20 protein-coding genes and 1 riboswitch are annotated in these 15791 nt (G+C 51.8%); of the genes, 12 read left to right on the top strand and 8 right to left on the bottom strand.

The features are described 5' to 3' along the window. Nucleotides 1–106: 106 nt before the first annotated feature. Entirely contained in the window at nt 107–340 is a 234-nt protein-coding gene (locus tag FHT67_RS29680; protein ID WP_208403216.1) for a hypothetical protein, read from the bottom strand. Here FHT67_RS29680 and FHT67_RS10730 point away from each other — a divergent pair. Genes FHT67_RS10730 through FHT67_RS10740 form a run of 3 tightly spaced genes read left to right on the top strand, consistent with a single transcriptional unit; the run spans nt 339 to nt 2920 of the window. After that, nucleotides 339–1187, top strand: coding sequence for a glycosyltransferase family 2 protein (locus FHT67_RS10730; RefSeq protein ID WP_208403217.1), 849 nt, complete (start codon nt 339–341; stop codon nt 1185–1187). The two genes, FHT67_RS29680 and FHT67_RS10730, sit on opposite strands and share 2 nt — an antisense overlap. Next, nucleotides 1156–1932 carry a glycosyltransferase family 2 protein gene (locus FHT67_RS10735; protein ID WP_132305747.1) on the top strand — a complete coding sequence of 259 codons (777 nt, stop codon included), beginning with the start codon at nt 1156–1158 and terminating at the stop codon, nt 1930–1932. The genes FHT67_RS10730 and FHT67_RS10735 overlap by 32 nt, the downstream gene beginning before the upstream one ends. Next, entirely contained in the window at nt 1901–2920 is a 1020-nt protein-coding gene (locus FHT67_RS10740; protein WP_132305745.1) for a GT-D fold domain-containing protein, read from the top strand. Before FHT67_RS10735 ends, FHT67_RS10740 begins: the two co-directional genes overlap by 32 nt. Nucleotides 2921–2975: 55 nt before the next feature. Here FHT67_RS10740 and FHT67_RS10745 read toward each other — a convergent pair whose 3' ends face one another. Beyond that, the gene (locus tag FHT67_RS10745) at nt 2976–3554 is read right to left on the bottom strand and encodes a hypothetical protein (protein ID WP_132305743.1); all 579 of its coding nucleotides are present in this window, start codon (nt 3552–3554) and stop codon (nt 2976–2978) included. Between the two features lie 314 nt (nt 3555–3868). Between FHT67_RS10745 and FHT67_RS10750 the strand changes: the two genes are divergently transcribed. Together FHT67_RS10750 and FHT67_RS10755 are read left to right on the top strand one after the other, a co-directional pair. Then, nucleotides 3869–4906 carry a mannose-1-phosphate guanylyltransferase gene (locus FHT67_RS10750; protein ID WP_347880087.1) on the top strand — a complete coding sequence of 346 codons (1038 nt, stop codon included), beginning with the start codon at nt 3869–3871 and terminating at the stop codon, nt 4904–4906. After that, complete coding sequence (locus FHT67_RS10755; RefSeq protein ID WP_167198017.1) at nt 4903–5856, top strand: GDP-mannose 4,6-dehydratase; 954 nt, start codon at nt 4903–4905, stop codon at nt 5854–5856. Before FHT67_RS10750 ends, FHT67_RS10755 begins: the two co-directional genes overlap by 4 nt. Before the next feature lie 59 nt (nt 5857–5915). On the opposite strand, the gene FHT67_RS30495 is transcribed toward FHT67_RS10755, so the two are convergent. Then, on the bottom strand, nt 5916–7229 hold the full coding sequence (locus FHT67_RS30495; protein WP_347880088.1) for a glycosyltransferase: 1314 nt from the start codon (nt 7227–7229) through the stop codon (nt 5916–5918). A 191-nt stretch (nt 7230–7420) separates the two neighbouring features. Beyond that, nucleotides 7421–7533, top strand: a riboswitch (TPP riboswitch). A gap of 143 nt (nt 7534–7676) precedes the next feature. Between FHT67_RS30495 and FHT67_RS10765 the strand changes: the two genes are divergently transcribed. The 6 genes from FHT67_RS10765 to FHT67_RS10790 all read left to right on the top strand — a co-directional run bounded on the left by FHT67_RS10765 (nt 7677) and on the right by FHT67_RS10790 (nt 12311). Beyond that, nucleotides 7677–8711 carry an ABC transporter substrate-binding protein gene (locus FHT67_RS10765; protein ID WP_167198020.1) on the top strand — a complete coding sequence of 345 codons (1035 nt, stop codon included), beginning with the start codon at nt 7677–7679 and terminating at the stop codon, nt 8709–8711. Between the two features lie 33 nt (nt 8712–8744). Further along, nucleotides 8745–9047, top strand: coding sequence for a thiamine-binding protein (locus FHT67_RS10770; protein WP_167198424.1), 303 nt, complete (start codon nt 8745–8747; stop codon nt 9045–9047). After that, nucleotides 9037–9813 (top strand): ABC transporter permease, encoded by a 777-nt coding sequence (locus FHT67_RS10775; protein WP_167198023.1) that lies wholly within the window; start codon nt 9037–9039, stop codon nt 9811–9813. The genes FHT67_RS10770 and FHT67_RS10775 overlap by 11 nt, the downstream gene beginning before the upstream one ends. Continuing rightward, nucleotides 9810–10559, top strand: a complete 750-nt coding sequence (locus FHT67_RS10780; protein WP_167198026.1) for an ABC transporter ATP-binding protein — start codon at nt 9810–9812, stop codon at nt 10557–10559. Before FHT67_RS10775 ends, FHT67_RS10780 begins: the two co-directional genes overlap by 4 nt. 21 nt (nt 10560–10580) lie before the next feature. Then, nucleotides 10581–11381 carry a TatD family hydrolase gene (locus FHT67_RS10785; protein ID WP_167198028.1) on the top strand — a complete coding sequence of 267 codons (801 nt, stop codon included), beginning with the start codon at nt 10581–10583 and terminating at the stop codon, nt 11379–11381. 144 nt (nt 11382–11525) lie between these two features. Continuing rightward, nucleotides 11526–12311 carry a glucosaminidase domain-containing protein gene (locus tag FHT67_RS10790; RefSeq protein ID WP_167198031.1) on the top strand — a complete coding sequence of 262 codons (786 nt, stop codon included), beginning with the start codon at nt 11526–11528 and terminating at the stop codon, nt 12309–12311. Between the two features lie 23 nt (nt 12312–12334). Here the strand turns inward: FHT67_RS10790 and FHT67_RS10795 are convergent, their stop codons facing one another. The 5 genes from FHT67_RS10795 to FHT67_RS10815 all read right to left on the bottom strand — a co-directional run bounded on the left by FHT67_RS10795 (nt 12335) and on the right by FHT67_RS10815 (nt 15413). Further along, nucleotides 12335–12673 (bottom strand): L,D-transpeptidase, encoded by a 339-nt coding sequence (locus FHT67_RS10795; RefSeq protein ID WP_132305725.1) that lies wholly within the window; start codon nt 12671–12673, stop codon nt 12335–12337. Nucleotides 12674–12802: 129 nt separating this feature from the next. Further along, nucleotides 12803–13333, bottom strand: a complete 531-nt coding sequence (locus FHT67_RS10800) for a CcdC protein domain-containing protein (protein ID WP_167198034.1) — start codon at nt 13331–13333, stop codon at nt 12803–12805. Between the two features lie 285 nt (nt 13334–13618). Further along, nucleotides 13619–14830, bottom strand: coding sequence for a site-specific integrase (locus FHT67_RS10805; protein WP_167198037.1), 1212 nt, complete (start codon nt 14828–14830; stop codon nt 13619–13621). 5 nt (nt 14831–14835) lie between these two features. Beyond that, a complete protein-coding gene (locus FHT67_RS10810; RefSeq protein ID WP_167198039.1) occupies nt 14836–14988 on the bottom strand; it encodes a hypothetical protein in 153 nt (50 codons plus the stop codon). Beyond that, nucleotides 14985–15413, bottom strand: a complete 429-nt coding sequence (locus FHT67_RS10815) for a helix-turn-helix domain-containing protein (RefSeq protein ID WP_167198042.1) — start codon at nt 15411–15413, stop codon at nt 14985–14987. Before FHT67_RS10815 ends, FHT67_RS10810 begins: the two co-directional genes overlap by 4 nt. Nucleotides 15414–15572: 159 nt before the next feature. On the opposite strand from FHT67_RS10815, the gene FHT67_RS10820 reads away from it, so the two are divergent. Then, on the top strand, nt 15573–15788 hold the full coding sequence (locus FHT67_RS10820) for a helix-turn-helix transcriptional regulator (protein ID WP_167198045.1): 216 nt from the start codon (nt 15573–15575) through the stop codon (nt 15786–15788). Nucleotides 15789–15791: the final 3 nt, after the last annotated feature.

Genomic DNA, 15791 nt, shown 5'->3' on the forward strand with positions numbered 1-15791 from the left:
AATGTCAGAGGCAGACCTAAGAGGATTCTATTGGCAAGAACATAGAAAGACACAATCGAAAACGAGGTGAGAATATGAGAAGCCTCGCCAGAAAACGAAAAAAAGCCTACTCTTCCAAACCGGTGTCATCCCGGCAGAGGCGGCGTCCGATTCCGGCTGGCACAAGGCCATCCAGGCCCGTTAAGAGCGGACCGTTGAAAATACTGGCCTGGAAGCTTGGAAGAAGCGCTGCCCGGTCGGCGCCCGTTGCAGATGACGCAGATATCTTGCAGCATGTGCAGGAGCTGTGGATCAGGGAAAGCGGCTTGGTTAGAAAAGCAATGGCCGTTAACAAATACATGATCGTTATGAAAGCCTTTGTTGACGGTTATTTCTCCGTGTTGCCGAGCGGCGCGATTCCCGATTGGGTGCTGCTTCCTACCGATAAAAAAGTAGCAGCCGTTGTTATGGTCATGAATGAGGAATTGTCCATCATGTCCACCATACAGGAGCTGGAGCGGATGCCGCTGCATGAGATTATCGTTGTAGTGAACGGATCGACGGACGCCAGCCTGATGATGGCTAGAACAAGCGGCAAAGCGATTATTCTCCATTATAACGAAGCCTTGGGTCATGATGTAGGGAGAGCGATCGGAGCAAAAATTACAACCTCCGACATCGTGCTGTTTCTTGACGCGGACATTCCGGTTGCTGCCGAACAGCTCCTTAGCTTTGTGAAAGCGACGGACCGGGGCTTGGACGTTGCTCTGAACGACCTTTCCGGTTACGTTGGAGTGTTCTCCGATTGGGACGAAATCACGATCATGAAGTACTTTCTGAACCGCTCGAATCGCAGGGACGATCTGAAGATCAATTCCATGACGGCGGTGCCACATGCATTAAGCCGAAGAGCGATTGAAATAATCGGCTCCGCCAATCTGGCCGTACCGCCCAAAGCGCAGGCCATTGCCCTGCAGAGAGGCTTGCGCATGGGGATGGGCGGAAGCATCAACGTATTTAAGAAAAACAGGCATCGGAAAGACAATGTCGGCGCCAACAATCCGGTCTCGCAGCTGATTATGGGAGATCACTTGGAAGCGCTGGGCTGGGCGATGCGGGAGGAAAGCCCAAGATTGAAATATACCGATCATTTGCGCAAAAGGGAGCGTGCGAAAGGTGTTAACAAGCATCATCATCCCGACCTGTAACGCGCTTTCCCTTCTGCGGGAGACCGTCGAAACGATCCGGAAGCATACGAAGGACCCTTACGAGCTTATTGTCATTGATAACGGCTCGACCGACGGAACGCTTGAATACTTGAGGCAGCAGCGGATTATTACGATTTCCTTGCCGGTCAATACCGGGTTTCCCGCTGCATGCAACTGGGGATTGAGACTGGCCAGGGGCGATCGGCTGCTTCTTCTTAATAATGATGTTCTCGTTACGGCCGGGTGGCTAAGAAGAATGAACCGGACGCTTGATTCGGATCCTGCTGTCGGAATAGTGGGGCCAATGACGAATTATGCCAGCGGCAAGCAGCAAATAGCCATGGACGGCGATTATGAAGGGTTCGCCGCGCGGTTAGGAGCCGATCAGAACAAAAAGCACGAATCCGTCAACCGGATCATCGGGTTTTGCATGCTGTTTTCCCGGAGTCTGATGAAGCAAATCGGCGTTCTTGATGAACGATTCTCGCCGGGGCATTATGAGGATGACGATTATTGCTACCGGGCAAACCAAGCAGGCTTCAAGGTTGTAATTGCCAAAGACGCTTTTGTCTATCATCGCGGCAGTGCTTCCTTCGGCGGTTATGCAAGCGATGAGCTGGAGGAGCTTCTCCGAAGAAACAGGAGGCTGTTTAAGGATAAATGGGGGATTGACCCGCTCGAAATACATGAAATGGATGACAGGGGGGAACTTCATGCGCATTCGGATGTCCCGGAAAAAGAGTAAACAGCGGAAACGCAAGAAGCCGGTCAACAGAAAGCGGCGAGCAAGTCCTGCACTGCCCAAAAGCTCCGGAAATCCACCAACCACCGGTTTATTAATCCCTGTGGATTCGGTTCATGAAGCAGTCGCCGATGGCGACAAGCCGGAGTCCATTCAGCAGGAAGGCTACCAGGAGGGCTACGAGAAAGGGTATCGAGAGGGGAAATACGCGGGCGGCGATGAAGTCGTCGACCAGCTGCTGCCGCCAAACATGATTTTTCCGGACCTTACGATAAAGCAAATCATTGCCGCCGGGATAAGCCGGTATCAGGAACACGCTATTCCTCTTCTGCTTCCGGAACAGGTTAGAGATACGATTCTGCAGGCTATGGATGAGAAGCAGCCTTTGTCTATTGTGCGGCTAGGCGACGGTGAGCTGCTTACCATGGCGCAAGAAATCGTAATGCCGGTTGATCAGGTGCGAAAGGAAGGCAGGTTTCTGGACTATGCCGGCGTAAAGGTGCCGGATCTGGATACCCGCAACAAGCTGGCGGAGGCGGTTGCAAGAGCCGACATTGTTGGTTTGCCGAGAACCAGGATGCCTAATTACCAGCTGCTTGTTTCGCCGGTTTTTCAAGCTTACGGTTTGTCATTCACGGAGCGGCTTTGGACTGATTCCCTTATTAATTACAGCTTATGTCAAGCAGGCTGCCTCCTGCCTGTCCTTCAGAACAGAAGCGTGCTGCTAATCGGAAATATGGCGGAACCTTTGTCCGCCGTTCTTGCCCAGCGCGGCATAACCATTGCCGGTGTCGTCGCGCCGGTTAATGGCGCCCGGGATGCCGAAAGAGTTGTGTCGGCAGCCAGACTGTATGATTTTGACATTGCTCTTGTATCCGCCGGAATTGCTGCCGTGTTGATTACCGAAGAGCTTGCGCGGATAACCGGTAAGGTGGCCGTTGATTTCGGCCATCTTGCCAATGCGCTCATTAAGGGAGAAGCTCCTCTTTAAACGCATATGTAGAGGAACAGCCTTTTCGTGACGCGAAAAGGCTGTTTGGGTTTGGTTAGACGCCGACCGAAGCTGCAAGCGAGGAGTATTGAACTGCTGCAGTAGCGCCAGTGATCGCTACCGAGATCGAGTTAACGGCAACTTCAAGCGTGTATTCGTGAGCGCCGACAGTCAGCGTGTCGAAGTAAGTGATCGGAATCGTTACTTCAAGATCAAGAACTGTCGCTAGAGCAACCGTTGCGAAAGTTGTATTTGTAACCGAAGCTACAACTACGCCGTCGCGAAGCAAATCCACGGTGATCGTTGGGTTGAGCAATACGCCGGCGATCGTACCGGAAAGCGCAACATCGACAACCCCGTCAACTTTTACTTTATTGGCTGCAGCCGTAGTAACCGTAACGGGCACGGCAAGAATTTCAACCGGCGGAATGACTGTTCCGATGATACCGATTGCGCCAAGCGGGAAGACTCCTCCGTTAGCACCGTATACCGCAGCACCAGGACCGGCAGGGCCGGTAGCGCCAGTAGGACCCGTAGGGCCAGTAGGTCCTGTAGGTCCAGTAGGGCCAGTAGGGCCAGTCAGACCAGTCAGACCAGTCAGACCAGTCAGACCTGTCAAGCCTGTTTCTCCCATATCTAATCCTCTCCTTTCAATTGATATACCACATGATATGTTCAGAGATTCATAGAGAAGACGGTATCTGCCGTGAACGATTGTCTATTTTTGCTAGAATAGGTCATTCGCGATAGTTGGGCGGAGTCATATGCCTGATTTCCGTCCCTTTTGGCTATTCGTCCATTAGGATTGCTCTATTAAAGCATAAGTTGAAGATATGTAAGTTATCAATCCGGCACCGGTTAAGGAAGGAGCTCCGGCTTGACTAGAAGAGAGTTTTTAATAGTAGGAGTTTTGCCGTTTAGAGGTGAAAATCAATGATCGCTGTTATTATGGCAGGAGGTAAGGGAACGCGGTTTTGGCCAAGAAGCACGGTTGCCAAGCCGAAGCAGTTTCTGACATTAGCTTCGGAAGAGGCAACGATGCTGCAGCAAACCTACGCTCGATTCCGTTCCTGTCTGCCGGAAGAAAACGTGTATGTCGCCGTAAGCGAAAACTATTTGCCAATGGTAAAGGAACAGCTTCCCGAGCTGGGAGAAAATCGTATTATTATAGAACCCGAGCAGAGAGACACTGCGCCATGTATCGCATTGACAGCCAGTTATTTCATGAAGCTGGAGCAGGATGACGTGCTGGTAACGGCGCCTTCCGATCAATATATTCCGGATACGGAGGAATTGATGGATGCGCTGCGAGCGGCGGAACAGGCGGCCAAGAAGGACGGGGTTGTCGTTACGCTTGGCATCGTCCCGACAAGAGCCGAAACGGGTTACGGCTACATCGAAACGATAGATTCGGAGGATCACGCGGAGAAGTTCGGGGAACGAATCAAAGAGGTTAAAGCTTTCATCGAGAAGCCAACCAAGGAAAAAGCCGAGAAACTCATAGAGCTTCCGAATATGTATTGGAACAGCGGTATTTTTATTTGGAAGCCATCTACCATCGCCGGTTACATGATGAAGTATCAGCCGGGGATGTGGTCCATCTTTGATCAGAAGGATGAAGAATTCAGGCAGTCGTATGCCGGTTTGCAAAAACTTTCTATCGATTATGCCTTGGTAGAAAAGCTGGAGCGTCTCTATACGATCCCTATCGAATTTATTTGGGACGATGTTGGCACATGGACCTCGCTTGAAAGGATATTCACGACGGACGGCGACGGAAATTTGCTGCTGGGCCAAGTATTTCCGTTTGCTACCCGCAACACGATTATTTATTCGGAGCAGCAGCAGGTTGTTACAATCGGCATTGAAGATCTGATTATCGTTTCGACCGAAGAGGGCCTTCTTATTTGCCGCAAAGCGGACGAACAAAACGTCAAGCATGCCATCGCCGTGCTCACTGCCGATCAAGAAGGCCGGCAGGGATGAAAGCATTGATTACAGGGATAACCGGTTTTGTAGGCAGTCATCTTGCCGAGCATCTGCTCGGCGAGGGGATTGAAGTGACAGGAACCATGAGGAGTCACAGTTCGCTGCGCCATATTCGCCATCTGCTGCCGGATATGTGCCTGTATGAGTGCGAGCTGATGGACCCTCAAGCGGTTGAGCGTATGATGGCGGACATTCGGCCGGATCTGATTTTTCATTTGGCGGCGCAAAGCTTTGTGCCGCTGTCCTGGGAATCGCCTGCCGAGACCATGACGAACAATATTATTGGGCAGGTTCACCTGCTGGAAGCCGTCAGGAAGCTAGGTTTAGCCTCCAAAGTGCTGATTGCCTGCTCCAGCGAGGAATACGGGCATGTGGAAGAGGACGAGGTGCCGGTTAAGGAAACCAATCCGCTTCGCCCGAACAGTCCGTACGCTGTGAGCAAGATCGCCCAGGATTACTTGGGCTACCAATATTTCAAAACGTACGGGCAGCATATCGTCCGAACACGAACCTTTAACCATCACGGTCCCCGCAGAGGCGCGCAGTTCGTCAGCTCGAATTTTGCCAAGCAAATCGCGGAAATCGAGAAAGGGCTGAAACCCCCGGTTCTGCATGTCGGGAATCTGGAAGCCAAACGGGATTTCACGGATGTCCGCGACGTGGTTAGAGCATACCGGATGGCGTTGAACGATTGCGAGGCTGGGGAAATCTATAATATCGCATCCGGCCAGTGCCATGAAATCCGCGAAGTGATCCAAATCCTGCTTAGCTATAGCACCGTGGATATTACGATAGAGGAAGACAAAACAAGGCTTCGGCCCTCCGATGTGAAGGTGCTTGTGGGGGATTACGGCAAGTTTTACGAGCGGACCGGATGGAAACCGGAAATTCCGTTTGAGCAAACAATGAAGGATTTATTGGATTATTGGCGCAATGAGCTGGCTTAACAAGGCCTGACCCGGCAGGGGAGATCCATCCCGATGCCGGGTCAGGCTTTTGTATTTGTCTAGATCAGACGAAGCTCCCTTAACCGGTTCTTGATCCTTTGGCCGATGACGGCAGGAGAGAACTCGTTGTGAATCGTCCTCATGCCGCTTGCCGCAATCGACTCCCGCCAGCGCGTATCGGTAACGAGACGCTGCATGTATTCCGATGCATGGCGGATATTAGGCTCCGCCCAAATCTGATGACTCTTGTAAGGTCCCCAATCCTGCCCGATATTAACGAGCTGGTAGGATACCGGACAAGAATTCGACGCATTCATAAACTCCGTATTGCCGGACCAGTTCGTAGCGATAACGGGCTTGCCTAAATACATCGCTTCCGCGAGACCGAGTCCAAATCCCTCTGCTCGGTGAAGGGAGACATAGCTGTCCGTGCACTGCAGCAGGGCATTTACTTCGTACCTGGTTAACACTTTATCCATTAAATGCACATTGCTCCGTTCGGCAATCAGCTTCTTCAGCTCGGCAAGCTCGTTTGGACGAAAGTCCGGATTGTTTACCTTCAGGACAAGACCGACACGCTGATCGTTCTTGTCAAAGGCCAGCTTGAAGGCTTCAATTACCGCGCGGGGATTTTTGCGCAGGGTAGAGCTCTGCACGTCGTACATCATTAGAAAAAGAAACCGGTTCTCCGGCAGACCAAAGGAAGAGCGGTTAATATTCGGCGCGACTTGTACCTGGATACAGTGCGGAATCGTTATAACGGGAACGGATGCCCGTTTGGAGACGGACTCGGCAACAAATTTGCTGCTGACCCAGACCTCGTTGACATGGCTGAAACCCTCCACATGCTCATCCGGAAACTCCGGCAGCTCCCAATGCCAATACCCGATGTTGTAACGGCCGTTGAACAACTCGTTTCCGAAATGCTCTCGGGCAGGACGCATAAAGTCGGCGTTCATATGAAAGATATTGGTGTTGTACCGGGCTTTGTCCAGCAGCTTGTGAGACCAGCTGTAATCCGACATTCTCGAGGCTACGGCAAGCGGAAAGTTAAGAAGGCCAAACGGAATGGCCGCCGTATCGATCGCTTTCGCTGCAAGCCGCGAGGATTCCCCGATTCCCATCTCCGCATGAACGAAGCCGATAATATTCACGCCTGGTTCCCGAAGGGAAGCTTCGGATTGAAGCGTCGCCCGCTCCGCAGCAGGCTGCCGGGTTCTGCGTTTTTTGAAGAGCCGACGATGCTTTCGCCTTGACTTGCGCTTATCGGTTCGTTTGCCGGATGGTCTGGAGCGGGCTCCGGATTTGCGTGTTCTAGATTTCGCCTTTCTCGGCTGTTTGGACTTCCTGCCCGTCTTGTGTCGTTTTTTCACCCCGGTTCAATCCTCTCGATATTAGCGGATATGCACTCGACTACATACTATTCATCCCCGTCACATGGCTATAAGGACAACAACCTACGAGCCGCAAAAACGGCGTATGACTAACCCTAATCCTTGTTATTGTTAAAAACGAGGCTGGCTTTTTCGGGCAGAAAGGGTATAATGGGGGTTACTGACGTAAGTGAATAGCACCGGGGAGCTGGTTGAGGCTAGCTGAGAGGGAATTCCGAAGAAAATTCCGACCCTTATACCTGATCTGGATAATGCCAGCGTAGGAATTGTTATTTAGGTGTGCCTTCCATGCAAGGGTGGGGCAGACCTGTAATAAAGCTGACGAATTGTATGGCTCTCCGGACATCGGAGGGCTTTTTTTATGTTCAGAAGGTAGTCCGGCCATAATAGCAAGCGTCATAGTCAAAAAGAGAGAGGGAGAGAAAGATGAGATCAGGTGCAAAGAGAAGGGGCGCTATTGCCGCAGCTATGCTGTCGGTTGTCGTGCTGCTGTCCGCATGCGGCTCGAACAACAATAAGAATGCGGGGAGCGAGCCGGCGGGTAACGGAGCGGACAAGCCGTTGACCAAAGTGAAGGTCGTTCTGGATTGGACGCCTAACACGAATCATACCGGATTGTACGTGGCGCGGGATAAAGGTTACTTCAAGGAGCAGGGTCTTGATGTCGAGATTATTCAACCCGGTCAGGACGGCGCGGATAAAATGGTCGCTTCCGGCGGAGCGGAGTTTGGCGTCGGATACCAGGAATCGCTCACTATGGCGCGTATCGCGGGCGTGCCCCTCGTATCCGTTGCCGCAGTGATCCAGCATAATACTTCGGGCTTCGCTTCTCCGGCGTCCAAAGGAATCGACTCTCCGAAAAAATTCGAAGGCAAAACCTACGGCGGCTGGGGTGCTCCGGTAGAAGAGGCGGTTATCGGCTCTCTCATGCAGGAGGAGAAAGCGGATGTGAAGAAGGTGAAAATGCTCAGCATCGGCGACACGGATTTCTTCACGGCGGTGAAGCGGGACATTGATTTTGCCTGGATCTATTACGCTTGGACCGGCGTTGAAGCGGAGCTGCGCGGCGAGAAGCTGAATATGGTTTATTTGACCGATTACAGCGACAAGCTGGATTACTATACGCCTCTTCTGGAAACCAGCGAAAAAATGATCGCCGAGAAGCCTGAGATCGTAAAGGCGTTTGTTGCCGGCGCCGCTGAAGGTTATCAGTTTGCGATTGACCATCCGGAGGATGCGGCGGAGGTGCTGATCAAGGCTGAGCCGGATCTGAATGCCGATCTCGTTCGCGCAAGCCAGAAGTGGCTCAGCCCGAAATATACGGATGACGCTTCGCAGTGGGGCGTGCAGAAGAAGGAAGTATGGGTTAATTATTCACAGTGGATGTTCGAGCACAAGCTGCTGGAGAAGGAGCTCGACGCGGATAAGGCCTTCACGAACGACTTCCTGCCGAAAGCTTAGGATCAAACCATAGGAGAAAAGGAGCTGACGATGATGGCTAACGCGCTTGTAAGTATTCAAATTCTGCCAACGACGCCAAACGGGGAAAGCGTTATTCCGTATGTGGACCGCGCTATCGAGATTATAAAGGCATCCGGCGTTCCTTACCGGGTAGCTCCGCTGGAGACTACGATGGAGGGCGAACTCCCTCAACTATTTCAAATCGTGCAGGCCATGAATGAAGCCATGACCGAGATGGGCTGTCCGTCCGTCATTTCGCAGGTGAAAGTCTATTTCAATCCAGCGAACGGAGCTTCCATGGGCCGGCTGTTGGAGAAGTATCCGGATGGGCAATAAAGGCTGGTATCATGCGGTCTGGCCTTCTCTGCTGCTCGTCATTCTAATCCTTGCCGCATGGCAGCTGTCGGTTGACGGAGGGGTTGTTCCCGAATGGGAGCTGCCTTCGCCAACGACGATTGTACAAGAAACGTTTGACGTCTGGCCTCGCCTAATGGACAATGCCTGGGCAACGGTAGAGCTTGCGCTTATCGGATTCGGCGGTGGCGCGGCTGCCGGAATCGTTCTAGCCGCCATTCTGCATCTTATCCCTTTTGTCCGGAGGGCCGTCTACCCGCTGCTAGTCGTCACGCAAAACGTTCCGGTTATCGCGATTGGCCCGATTCTAACGATATGGCTTGGTTACGGCGTTCTGCCGAAGCTTATTCTGGTCTGGATCGTATGCTTCTTCCCGGTATCCGTTGCCATGCTGAACGGCTTCAAGGACACCGATCCGACTCTTCGCAATTATATGCGGATGATAGGAGCGGGTGACTGGCAGCTGTTTATCCGGCTCGAATTGCCCAATGCCGTTACGCATTTATTCTCGGGCCTCAAAATCGCTTCTTCTTATGCCGTTCTTAGCGCAGTAGTTGCCGAATGGCTTGGGGCGGACAAAGGATTAGGCCATTATATGATTCTGTCATCCAAGGGCTATGAGCCGGCAAGGGTGTTTGCATCCGTCTTTCTGATCGTGGCGCTGAGCCTCGCTTTATTTGGACTGGTTGCTCTCATCGAAAGGCTTGTCATCCGGTGGCGTCCGACGAAAGGAGGGGGAAGGGCATGACAGCTCCGGCGCTTGAACTAAAAGAGATCAGCAAAAGCTTTGAATCCGGCCGGAAAAACGTTCTGAACGGCTTGTCGCTCACCGTCGCCGAGAACGAATTCGTCTCCATTATCGGTCCCTCCGGCAGCGGGAAAACAACGTTGTTCCAGTTGATTGGCGGATTGGAAAAGCCGTCGGCCGGTGAAGTCTGGATCGGAGGCAAGCCGGTAACCGGCAGCCGGGGGCATATTTCGTATATGCCTCAGCAAGCCTCTTTGATGCCGTGGCGTTCGGTGTCGGCCAATATTGTGCTTGCACTTGAAATTGCGGGAACGGAGCGCAAGGAGGCGGGCCGCCAGGCGCGTGAATGGCTGGAGCGCATCGGCCTTGCGGAGTACGCGGACTCTTATCCCCATGTGCTATCCGGCGGCATGCAGCAGCGGGTATCCTTTCTGCGGGCGCTGCTATCCCCCCAGACCTTAATGCTGCTCGACGAGCCGTTTGGCGCGCTTGACGCGTTAACGAGACAACAGATGCAGCAATGGCTGATGTCGATCTGGGAGCAGAACAAGCGGTCGGTTCTCCTCGTTACGCATAGTATCGAGGAAGCTTTGCTCCTGTCTGACCGGATCATCGTATTGTCGGCGGCGCCGGCAGTTATTTTGGAAGAGATTAAAGTGCCTTTCGAAAGACCACGCTCCCCGCAGCTATGGCGGGAACCGTTGTTTAACGAGCTGAAGCAGAAGATTCATGAGCTGCTTCATTAAGCGGGAAGGAGGACGATCATCATGGAACGGAAAAAGGCGATCGATGCGCATATTCATTTGGATTCCTATGGGGAAGCGGATCGCCAAGCTCTGCTTGAACAGGCTTTTGAAGAGGGGATCGAAGCGGTTGTGGCGGTGTCGATGCATTTGGATTCCAGCAAGACAAACGCAGCGCTCGCCGAGTCGTTCCCGGGCCGGGTGTTTCCCGCGTACGGCTATCATCCCGAACAGCCGGTTCCTTCGGAACGCGAACAAGATGAACTGTTTGCCTGGATAAGATCCAGACATGGGAACGAAGAAGCGTTCGCCATTGGCGAAGTTGGTTTGCCTTATTATTCCCGAACCTCCGCGGAAGCGGAAGGGCAGCCTTTTGACGAGGCGCCTTATCTCGATATACTGGACCGGTTTGCCGCGCTTGCAGCGGAATTGGGCCGTCCCATTATTTTGCATGCGGTATATGAAGATGGAGCCAAGGCTTGCCGGATCATGGAGCGGCATCGGGTAAAGAAGGTCCATTTCCATTGGTTTAAGGGAGATGAGGCGACGATCGGCCGCATGATCTCCCTGGGCTATATGATTTCGGTGACGCCGGACGTGGCCTACGAGCAAGAGATCAGGCGGCTGGTGGAGCAATATCCTTTGGAGCAAATGATGGTGGAAACCGACGGGCCGTGGCCATTTGAAGGGCCTTACGAAGGCCGTGCGACCGTGCCTCAGATGGTTCATGATGTTTGCGCGCATATCGCCGCGATCAAGCAGCTTCCGGAGCGGGATACGCGGGAGCGGCTGCTATTGAATACGCGCGAATTTTACAACTTGTAAGCAGAGGAACTCCGTTAGTCCCGAAGATGGGCGTAACGGAGTTTTTTTGTTGTCGCATGACAGGCACCGTTACGAACCGGATCGGAACCCCATACATTAGGGAGGAGCTTGTATGATTTCTGGACAGGAAAGGAGGAAATTAGGATGGCGACTCTTACAAGATCGCAATTTATTGCGGCGCTTGTCCCGACCGTGCTTCAGGTCAGACGCGAAGGATCAACGATGTTTCCTTCCGTGCGGCTTGCGCAGTGTATGCTGGAAACTGGCGGAGTGATTCATCCTTGGTACAACCTCGGAGGGATTAAAGTAGGCTCGGGCACTCCCAATGCTTATTGGCATGGCGAAGCGGTAGTGAAGGGAACATGGGAAGTGGTTGACGGAACATTGATCAGCATGAACTCCTCATTCCGCGCTTATACCAGCGTGTATCATTTCATGAAGGATCAGGATCTGCTGTTTGCAACGCCGCGCTATGTCCGGGTCCGAGCCGCCGTAACGCCGGAGCAGCAGGCTTCCATGCTGTATGTAAGCGGTTATGCGACCGATCCCGCTTATCCCGGTAAGCTGGTAGCGCTTATTAACCAATATTCCTTGAAGCAGTACGATACGGCTTTCGCCTCCGCGCCTTCGACGACGATGTTCCGTTCCGCGCAGACGGTTCCCATTCTGGCAGACGGTCTTGTTATCGCGGTCGGATACTTAGACGGAGGAACAACCTGGGTTGCAGCCCGGGTGCTTGGAGAATCGCTGGGAGCAGCCATTGGCTGGACGGGAGGTAAGGTAACGGTTAATGGCCAACCGCTTGATTCCCGGCTCGATATTTCCACCGGCTATGTAACGGTAAGAGACCTCGCGGCGTCATTAAACCGGAAGGCTGTTTGGGACCAGGCAACCCAGACGGTCACTTTGAAAGCGGCAGTTCTCCCTTAAGAGACTGCCGCTTTTCCCTGCTATTAGGGGCGGATCGTGACCCGGGTTCCAACCGGTACTAGAGCGGATAAAGCAAGCACGTCCTCGTTGTACATCCGGATGCAGCCATGCGAGACCATTCTTCCGATCGAGGAAGGGTCGTTCGTACCGTGGATGCCGTAATGAGGCTTGGACAATCCCATCCACAAGACGCCAAACGGCCCGCCCGGATTTTCCTGTTTATTGATTATCTTGTATTCTCCCGAAGGAGTCTGCGTAACCATCTTGCCTATGCCAACGGGATAAGAGTTCACGACAACATTTCCATCAAGCAGATGAAGCATCCGGTCCGACAAATCGACGATTATGCGGTAAACGGCCATGTTGCAATCCCCTCGTCATCAATTTTATTGCATATGCCATGATATTCCTGACAAGCCGCGAGGTTACGAATACGGGAAAATGAAAAAGCGTTCCCTAAGGAACGCTGAATGCCGCATTGAAATGATAAGCTAGGATAACGCCGTTTTCTCGTCGCTCTTGCGAAGGATAAACGTATAGTAGCCTATATAATAAGCGACAAGCAGGAAGAATGTTGCCGCGGTAAGCGGATCATTCGTATACTGCTGCATCTGGGCCGTTTCGTTGTTTAACGCCGGATTCATGGCCGTAACGCCTCCTGTGCCGAACATCTCGATGATTCGGAAGGCGATTCTTCCGATGAACAGCAGGACGACCAGGGTCTCGATGCCGACATGCGTCCGGTAATACAACGTATCCTCGCGCTGTTCGAAACGGCTGTGCTTGATGGCGTAATAAGCGATTACAGCGCCGCAGGCGACACCGAGGGCATCGGAGATGTAGATGGCGGGATGCGGGAAGCCGGAGGCCAGCAGCAAAATGCCAATGACGCCGAAGATGCCTATGCGCATTCTCAGCCTTCTCGGCTTGAAAGGCTGAAAGCCTACCGAACGCTTCAAGCGCCGATACACGACAAATAGAATAATGAGCAGGGGAATGATATAGCTGCCGATCTGATTCATAGGGACATAAACCTCCCGTCTATTAAAAGTGGTACTGTAACTATATACCAAATGGACTGGAATTAGCAGTGGGGAAATAGCTTGTTTACAAAAAAATCGGACGCTCATTTCTGAGCGTCCTTTCATGGGAGATGTGAAGAACGCCTAATTTTTGGTTATAGCGTTTCACGAGATTCCTTGTTTTATGCGGGATTTGACGAAAAGCGTTATAGCCTGTTTTGGTGATTTTATAGGCGGGTTTTCAAAAACGGTACCCAATCGGTACCCAACGCCGTACCCAATTTTTCAATTCGCTTCTTTGCGCTTGAAGGGTACCACGATGTCATCAAATGCGGCCGCTGCTGCCTTGTCTACGGATTCGAATATGTGCCCGTATATTTCCATCATCTTTGTATTTGAATGGCCCACGCGCCGTGCTATGGCTTCAGAGTGAACCTTCTTGAATATCAGCCAGGAAACAGACGTATGACGCAAGTCATGCAGCCGGATCGGCTTCAAGCCATGCCGCCTGTGAAACTCTATCCAGCGCTTTGTCAGCCGTTGCGGGTCATCGGGCTTGCCGTCAAGCTTGCAGAACAAAAATTCATGTTCACCGCCTTGCCAGCGGTCTTCAACCTGAAGGCGCAGCTTTCGCCATTCCTTTCGGTATTCTTGCAGCTCATGAACCAGGTTAGGGGATAGGGCAATTTTTCTGACTGACTTCTTATTCTTTGGCCCTTTGATGACCGGCACGCCGTCCTTAAACTTCGGGATGGTCTGTTTCACTTCTAACGTTCCGTTTTCCAGGTCAATATGTTTCCATTCCAGGCCGGCCAGTTCCCCCCGTCTTAAGCCGGTAATGACGGCAATCATGATCAGGACGCGCAAATGCTGTGGTTCGCCTTCCAGCCCTTCAAATAACCGCGCAATCTCTTTTTCGTCATATACCTCCATTTCCTTCTTGTCGTCTTCCCTGGGCTTGCTGACGCCCTCCATAGGGTTGTCCTTGATAACCTTCCATTCACGCGCTTTGCTGAAGATGCTTTTCAAAACCCGATAGTTATAAACGAGCGTTGCGGAGCCAAGCGGCTGCTTCTTGCCGTCATTACGTGCAGCAGGGCTTCGCAGATATTCGAAATAGTCCTGAACGTGAAGCGTCTTAATTTGTTCCATGTGCATATGGCCGAAATACGGAACAATACGGCGCTCCGTATGATAAACATAATTGTCCTGGGTCTTTTCTTCGAGATCCACTCTAACGAACTTGTTAATCCATTGTTCAACGAAGGCGGCAAACGTCATCCGTTCGGGCTTCATGTAGCTGCCGGCTTCAATCTCAAACTGAAACTTCTTTAGTTCGTCTTGTAGATGCTTTTTAAGCCGCCCAGGCGCCCGCAGAATCGTTTCATCTTCAATCCTGACCGTTTTCTTCTCCTGGATGCGCTTGCCTTGTGCATCGTATCCCAGCTCGACAGTAAGCCGCCAGGAGTTGGCGCCGCGCTTCTGTATGCTGCCCATAGGATTTATTCACCGTCCTTCACGCGCTTTTCCCATTCGCCACCTTTGACGAACTTCAAGATTCGAAGAATAGCTTCTTCTGAAGGCCCGTCCACTTCCACGCCATCCCGAACCCATGCTATTTTGACAATCTGCAATTCCGGTTGCTTCTTCCTCATTGGCTGCCACCGCGCGGAGGATTGAATTTCCCGATGTCCTTCGGATCGCTGTAACTAGAGAATAAAACGTCAAGAAAGGCCTTAATTACCGCGCGTTCCTTTTCTGTAACCGTATGCGTTCCCCATACAACTTTGTCGGAATGAAGAACGGCGCCCAAATCAGCGAATGCCGTATCGGGGTCTGCTTCGGGGTCTGAAATCCAATCCCAATAACCAGCTTCCTGCATTAAAAGCGAATACTCAACGCCAAGAGCTGCACCAAGTTTCTTCAGCAATTCAGGGGAAGGCATCTTTTTCTTCCTGCCGTTTTCAATTTGCGAGAGATACGGGTTTGAATAACCGGTAAGTTCGCCAAGTTCATCAAGCGTTAGATTCTTCTGAATGCGTTTGGATTTTAAGTATTGGCCTAGTTCATAAACGTTCATTAAGGTGAAACGCTCCCTTCTCGCGCTATATGTAGATATTCTACACTTTCTTGATAACAGCAAGCAAGAAATAAAATAGTACTTGCAATTAGCAAGAACAGCTGATATTCTTACTAACAGCAAGCAACATTATTTGCTAATAGCAAGGGAGGTGGGAACATGACAATTAAGGTAAAAGACCTTAGCAGCCTTAATAAATTGATCATTATGAAAGGCTACAGCAAAACGGATTTCAGCAAGGAAATTGGAATGTCGCAGCCGGTGACAATTCAAATAACAAAAGGGCAGCGCAATCCTTCGCCTAAAACAGCAAAGCGCATTAGTGAAGTCCTGGAATGCGGATGGGAAGAAATTTTTGAAATTGTGGAGGGCTAGAAC

It is taken from the genome of Paenibacillus sp. BK720, from assembly GCF_011761545.1.
Classification (GTDB): domain Bacteria; phylum Bacillota; class Bacilli; order Paenibacillales; family Paenibacillaceae; genus Pristimantibacillus.

Bases quoted from the DNA above. Each gene is read 5' to 3' on its own strand.
- FHT67_RS10730 (WP_208403217.1), top strand. From the start codon at position 339: ATGATCGTTATGAAAGCCTTTGTTGACGGTTATTTCTCCGTGTTGCCG.
- FHT67_RS29680 (WP_208403216.1), bottom strand. From the start codon at position 340: ATGTATTTGTTAACGGCCATTGCTTTTCTAACCAAGCCGCTTTCCCTG.
- FHT67_RS10740 (WP_132305745.1), top strand. From the start codon at position 1,901: ATGCGCATTCGGATGTCCCGGAAAAAGAGTAAACAGCGGAAACGCAAG.
- FHT67_RS10745 (WP_132305743.1), bottom strand. From the start codon at position 3,554: ATGGGAGAAACAGGCTTGACAGGTCTGACTGGTCTGACTGGTCTGACT.
- FHT67_RS10750 (WP_347880087.1), top strand. From the start codon at position 3,869: ATGGCAGGAGGTAAGGGAACGCGGTTTTGGCCAAGAAGCACGGTTGCC.
- FHT67_RS10755 (WP_167198017.1), top strand. From the start codon at position 4,903: ATGAAAGCATTGATTACAGGGATAACCGGTTTTGTAGGCAGTCATCTT.
- FHT67_RS10765 (WP_167198020.1), top strand. From the start codon at position 7,677: ATGAGATCAGGTGCAAAGAGAAGGGGCGCTATTGCCGCAGCTATGCTG.
- FHT67_RS10770 (WP_167198424.1), top strand. From the start codon at position 8,745: ATGGCTAACGCGCTTGTAAGTATTCAAATTCTGCCAACGACGCCAAAC.
- FHT67_RS10775 (WP_167198023.1), top strand. From the start codon at position 9,037: ATGGGCAATAAAGGCTGGTATCATGCGGTCTGGCCTTCTCTGCTGCTC.
- FHT67_RS10780 (WP_167198026.1), top strand. From the start codon at position 9,810: ATGACAGCTCCGGCGCTTGAACTAAAAGAGATCAGCAAAAGCTTTGAA.
- FHT67_RS10785 (WP_167198028.1), top strand. From the start codon at position 10,581: ATGGAACGGAAAAAGGCGATCGATGCGCATATTCATTTGGATTCCTAT.
- FHT67_RS10790 (WP_167198031.1), top strand. From the start codon at position 11,526: ATGGCGACTCTTACAAGATCGCAATTTATTGCGGCGCTTGTCCCGACC.
- FHT67_RS10795 (WP_132305725.1), bottom strand. From the start codon at position 12,673: ATGGCCGTTTACCGCATAATCGTCGATTTGTCGGACCGGATGCTTCAT.
- FHT67_RS10800 (WP_167198034.1), bottom strand. From the start codon at position 13,333: ATGAATCAGATCGGCAGCTATATCATTCCCCTGCTCATTATTCTATTT.
- FHT67_RS10805 (WP_167198037.1), bottom strand. From the start codon at position 14,830: ATGGGCAGCATACAGAAGCGCGGCGCCAACTCCTGGCGGCTTACTGTC.
- FHT67_RS10810 (WP_167198039.1), bottom strand. From the start codon at position 14,988: ATGAGGAAGAAGCAACCGGAATTGCAGATTGTCAAAATAGCATGGGTT.
- FHT67_RS10815 (WP_167198042.1), bottom strand. From the start codon at position 15,413: ATGAACGTTTATGAACTAGGCCAATACTTAAAATCCAAACGCATTCAG.
- FHT67_RS10820 (WP_167198045.1), top strand. From the start codon at position 15,573: ATGACAATTAAGGTAAAAGACCTTAGCAGCCTTAATAAATTGATCATT.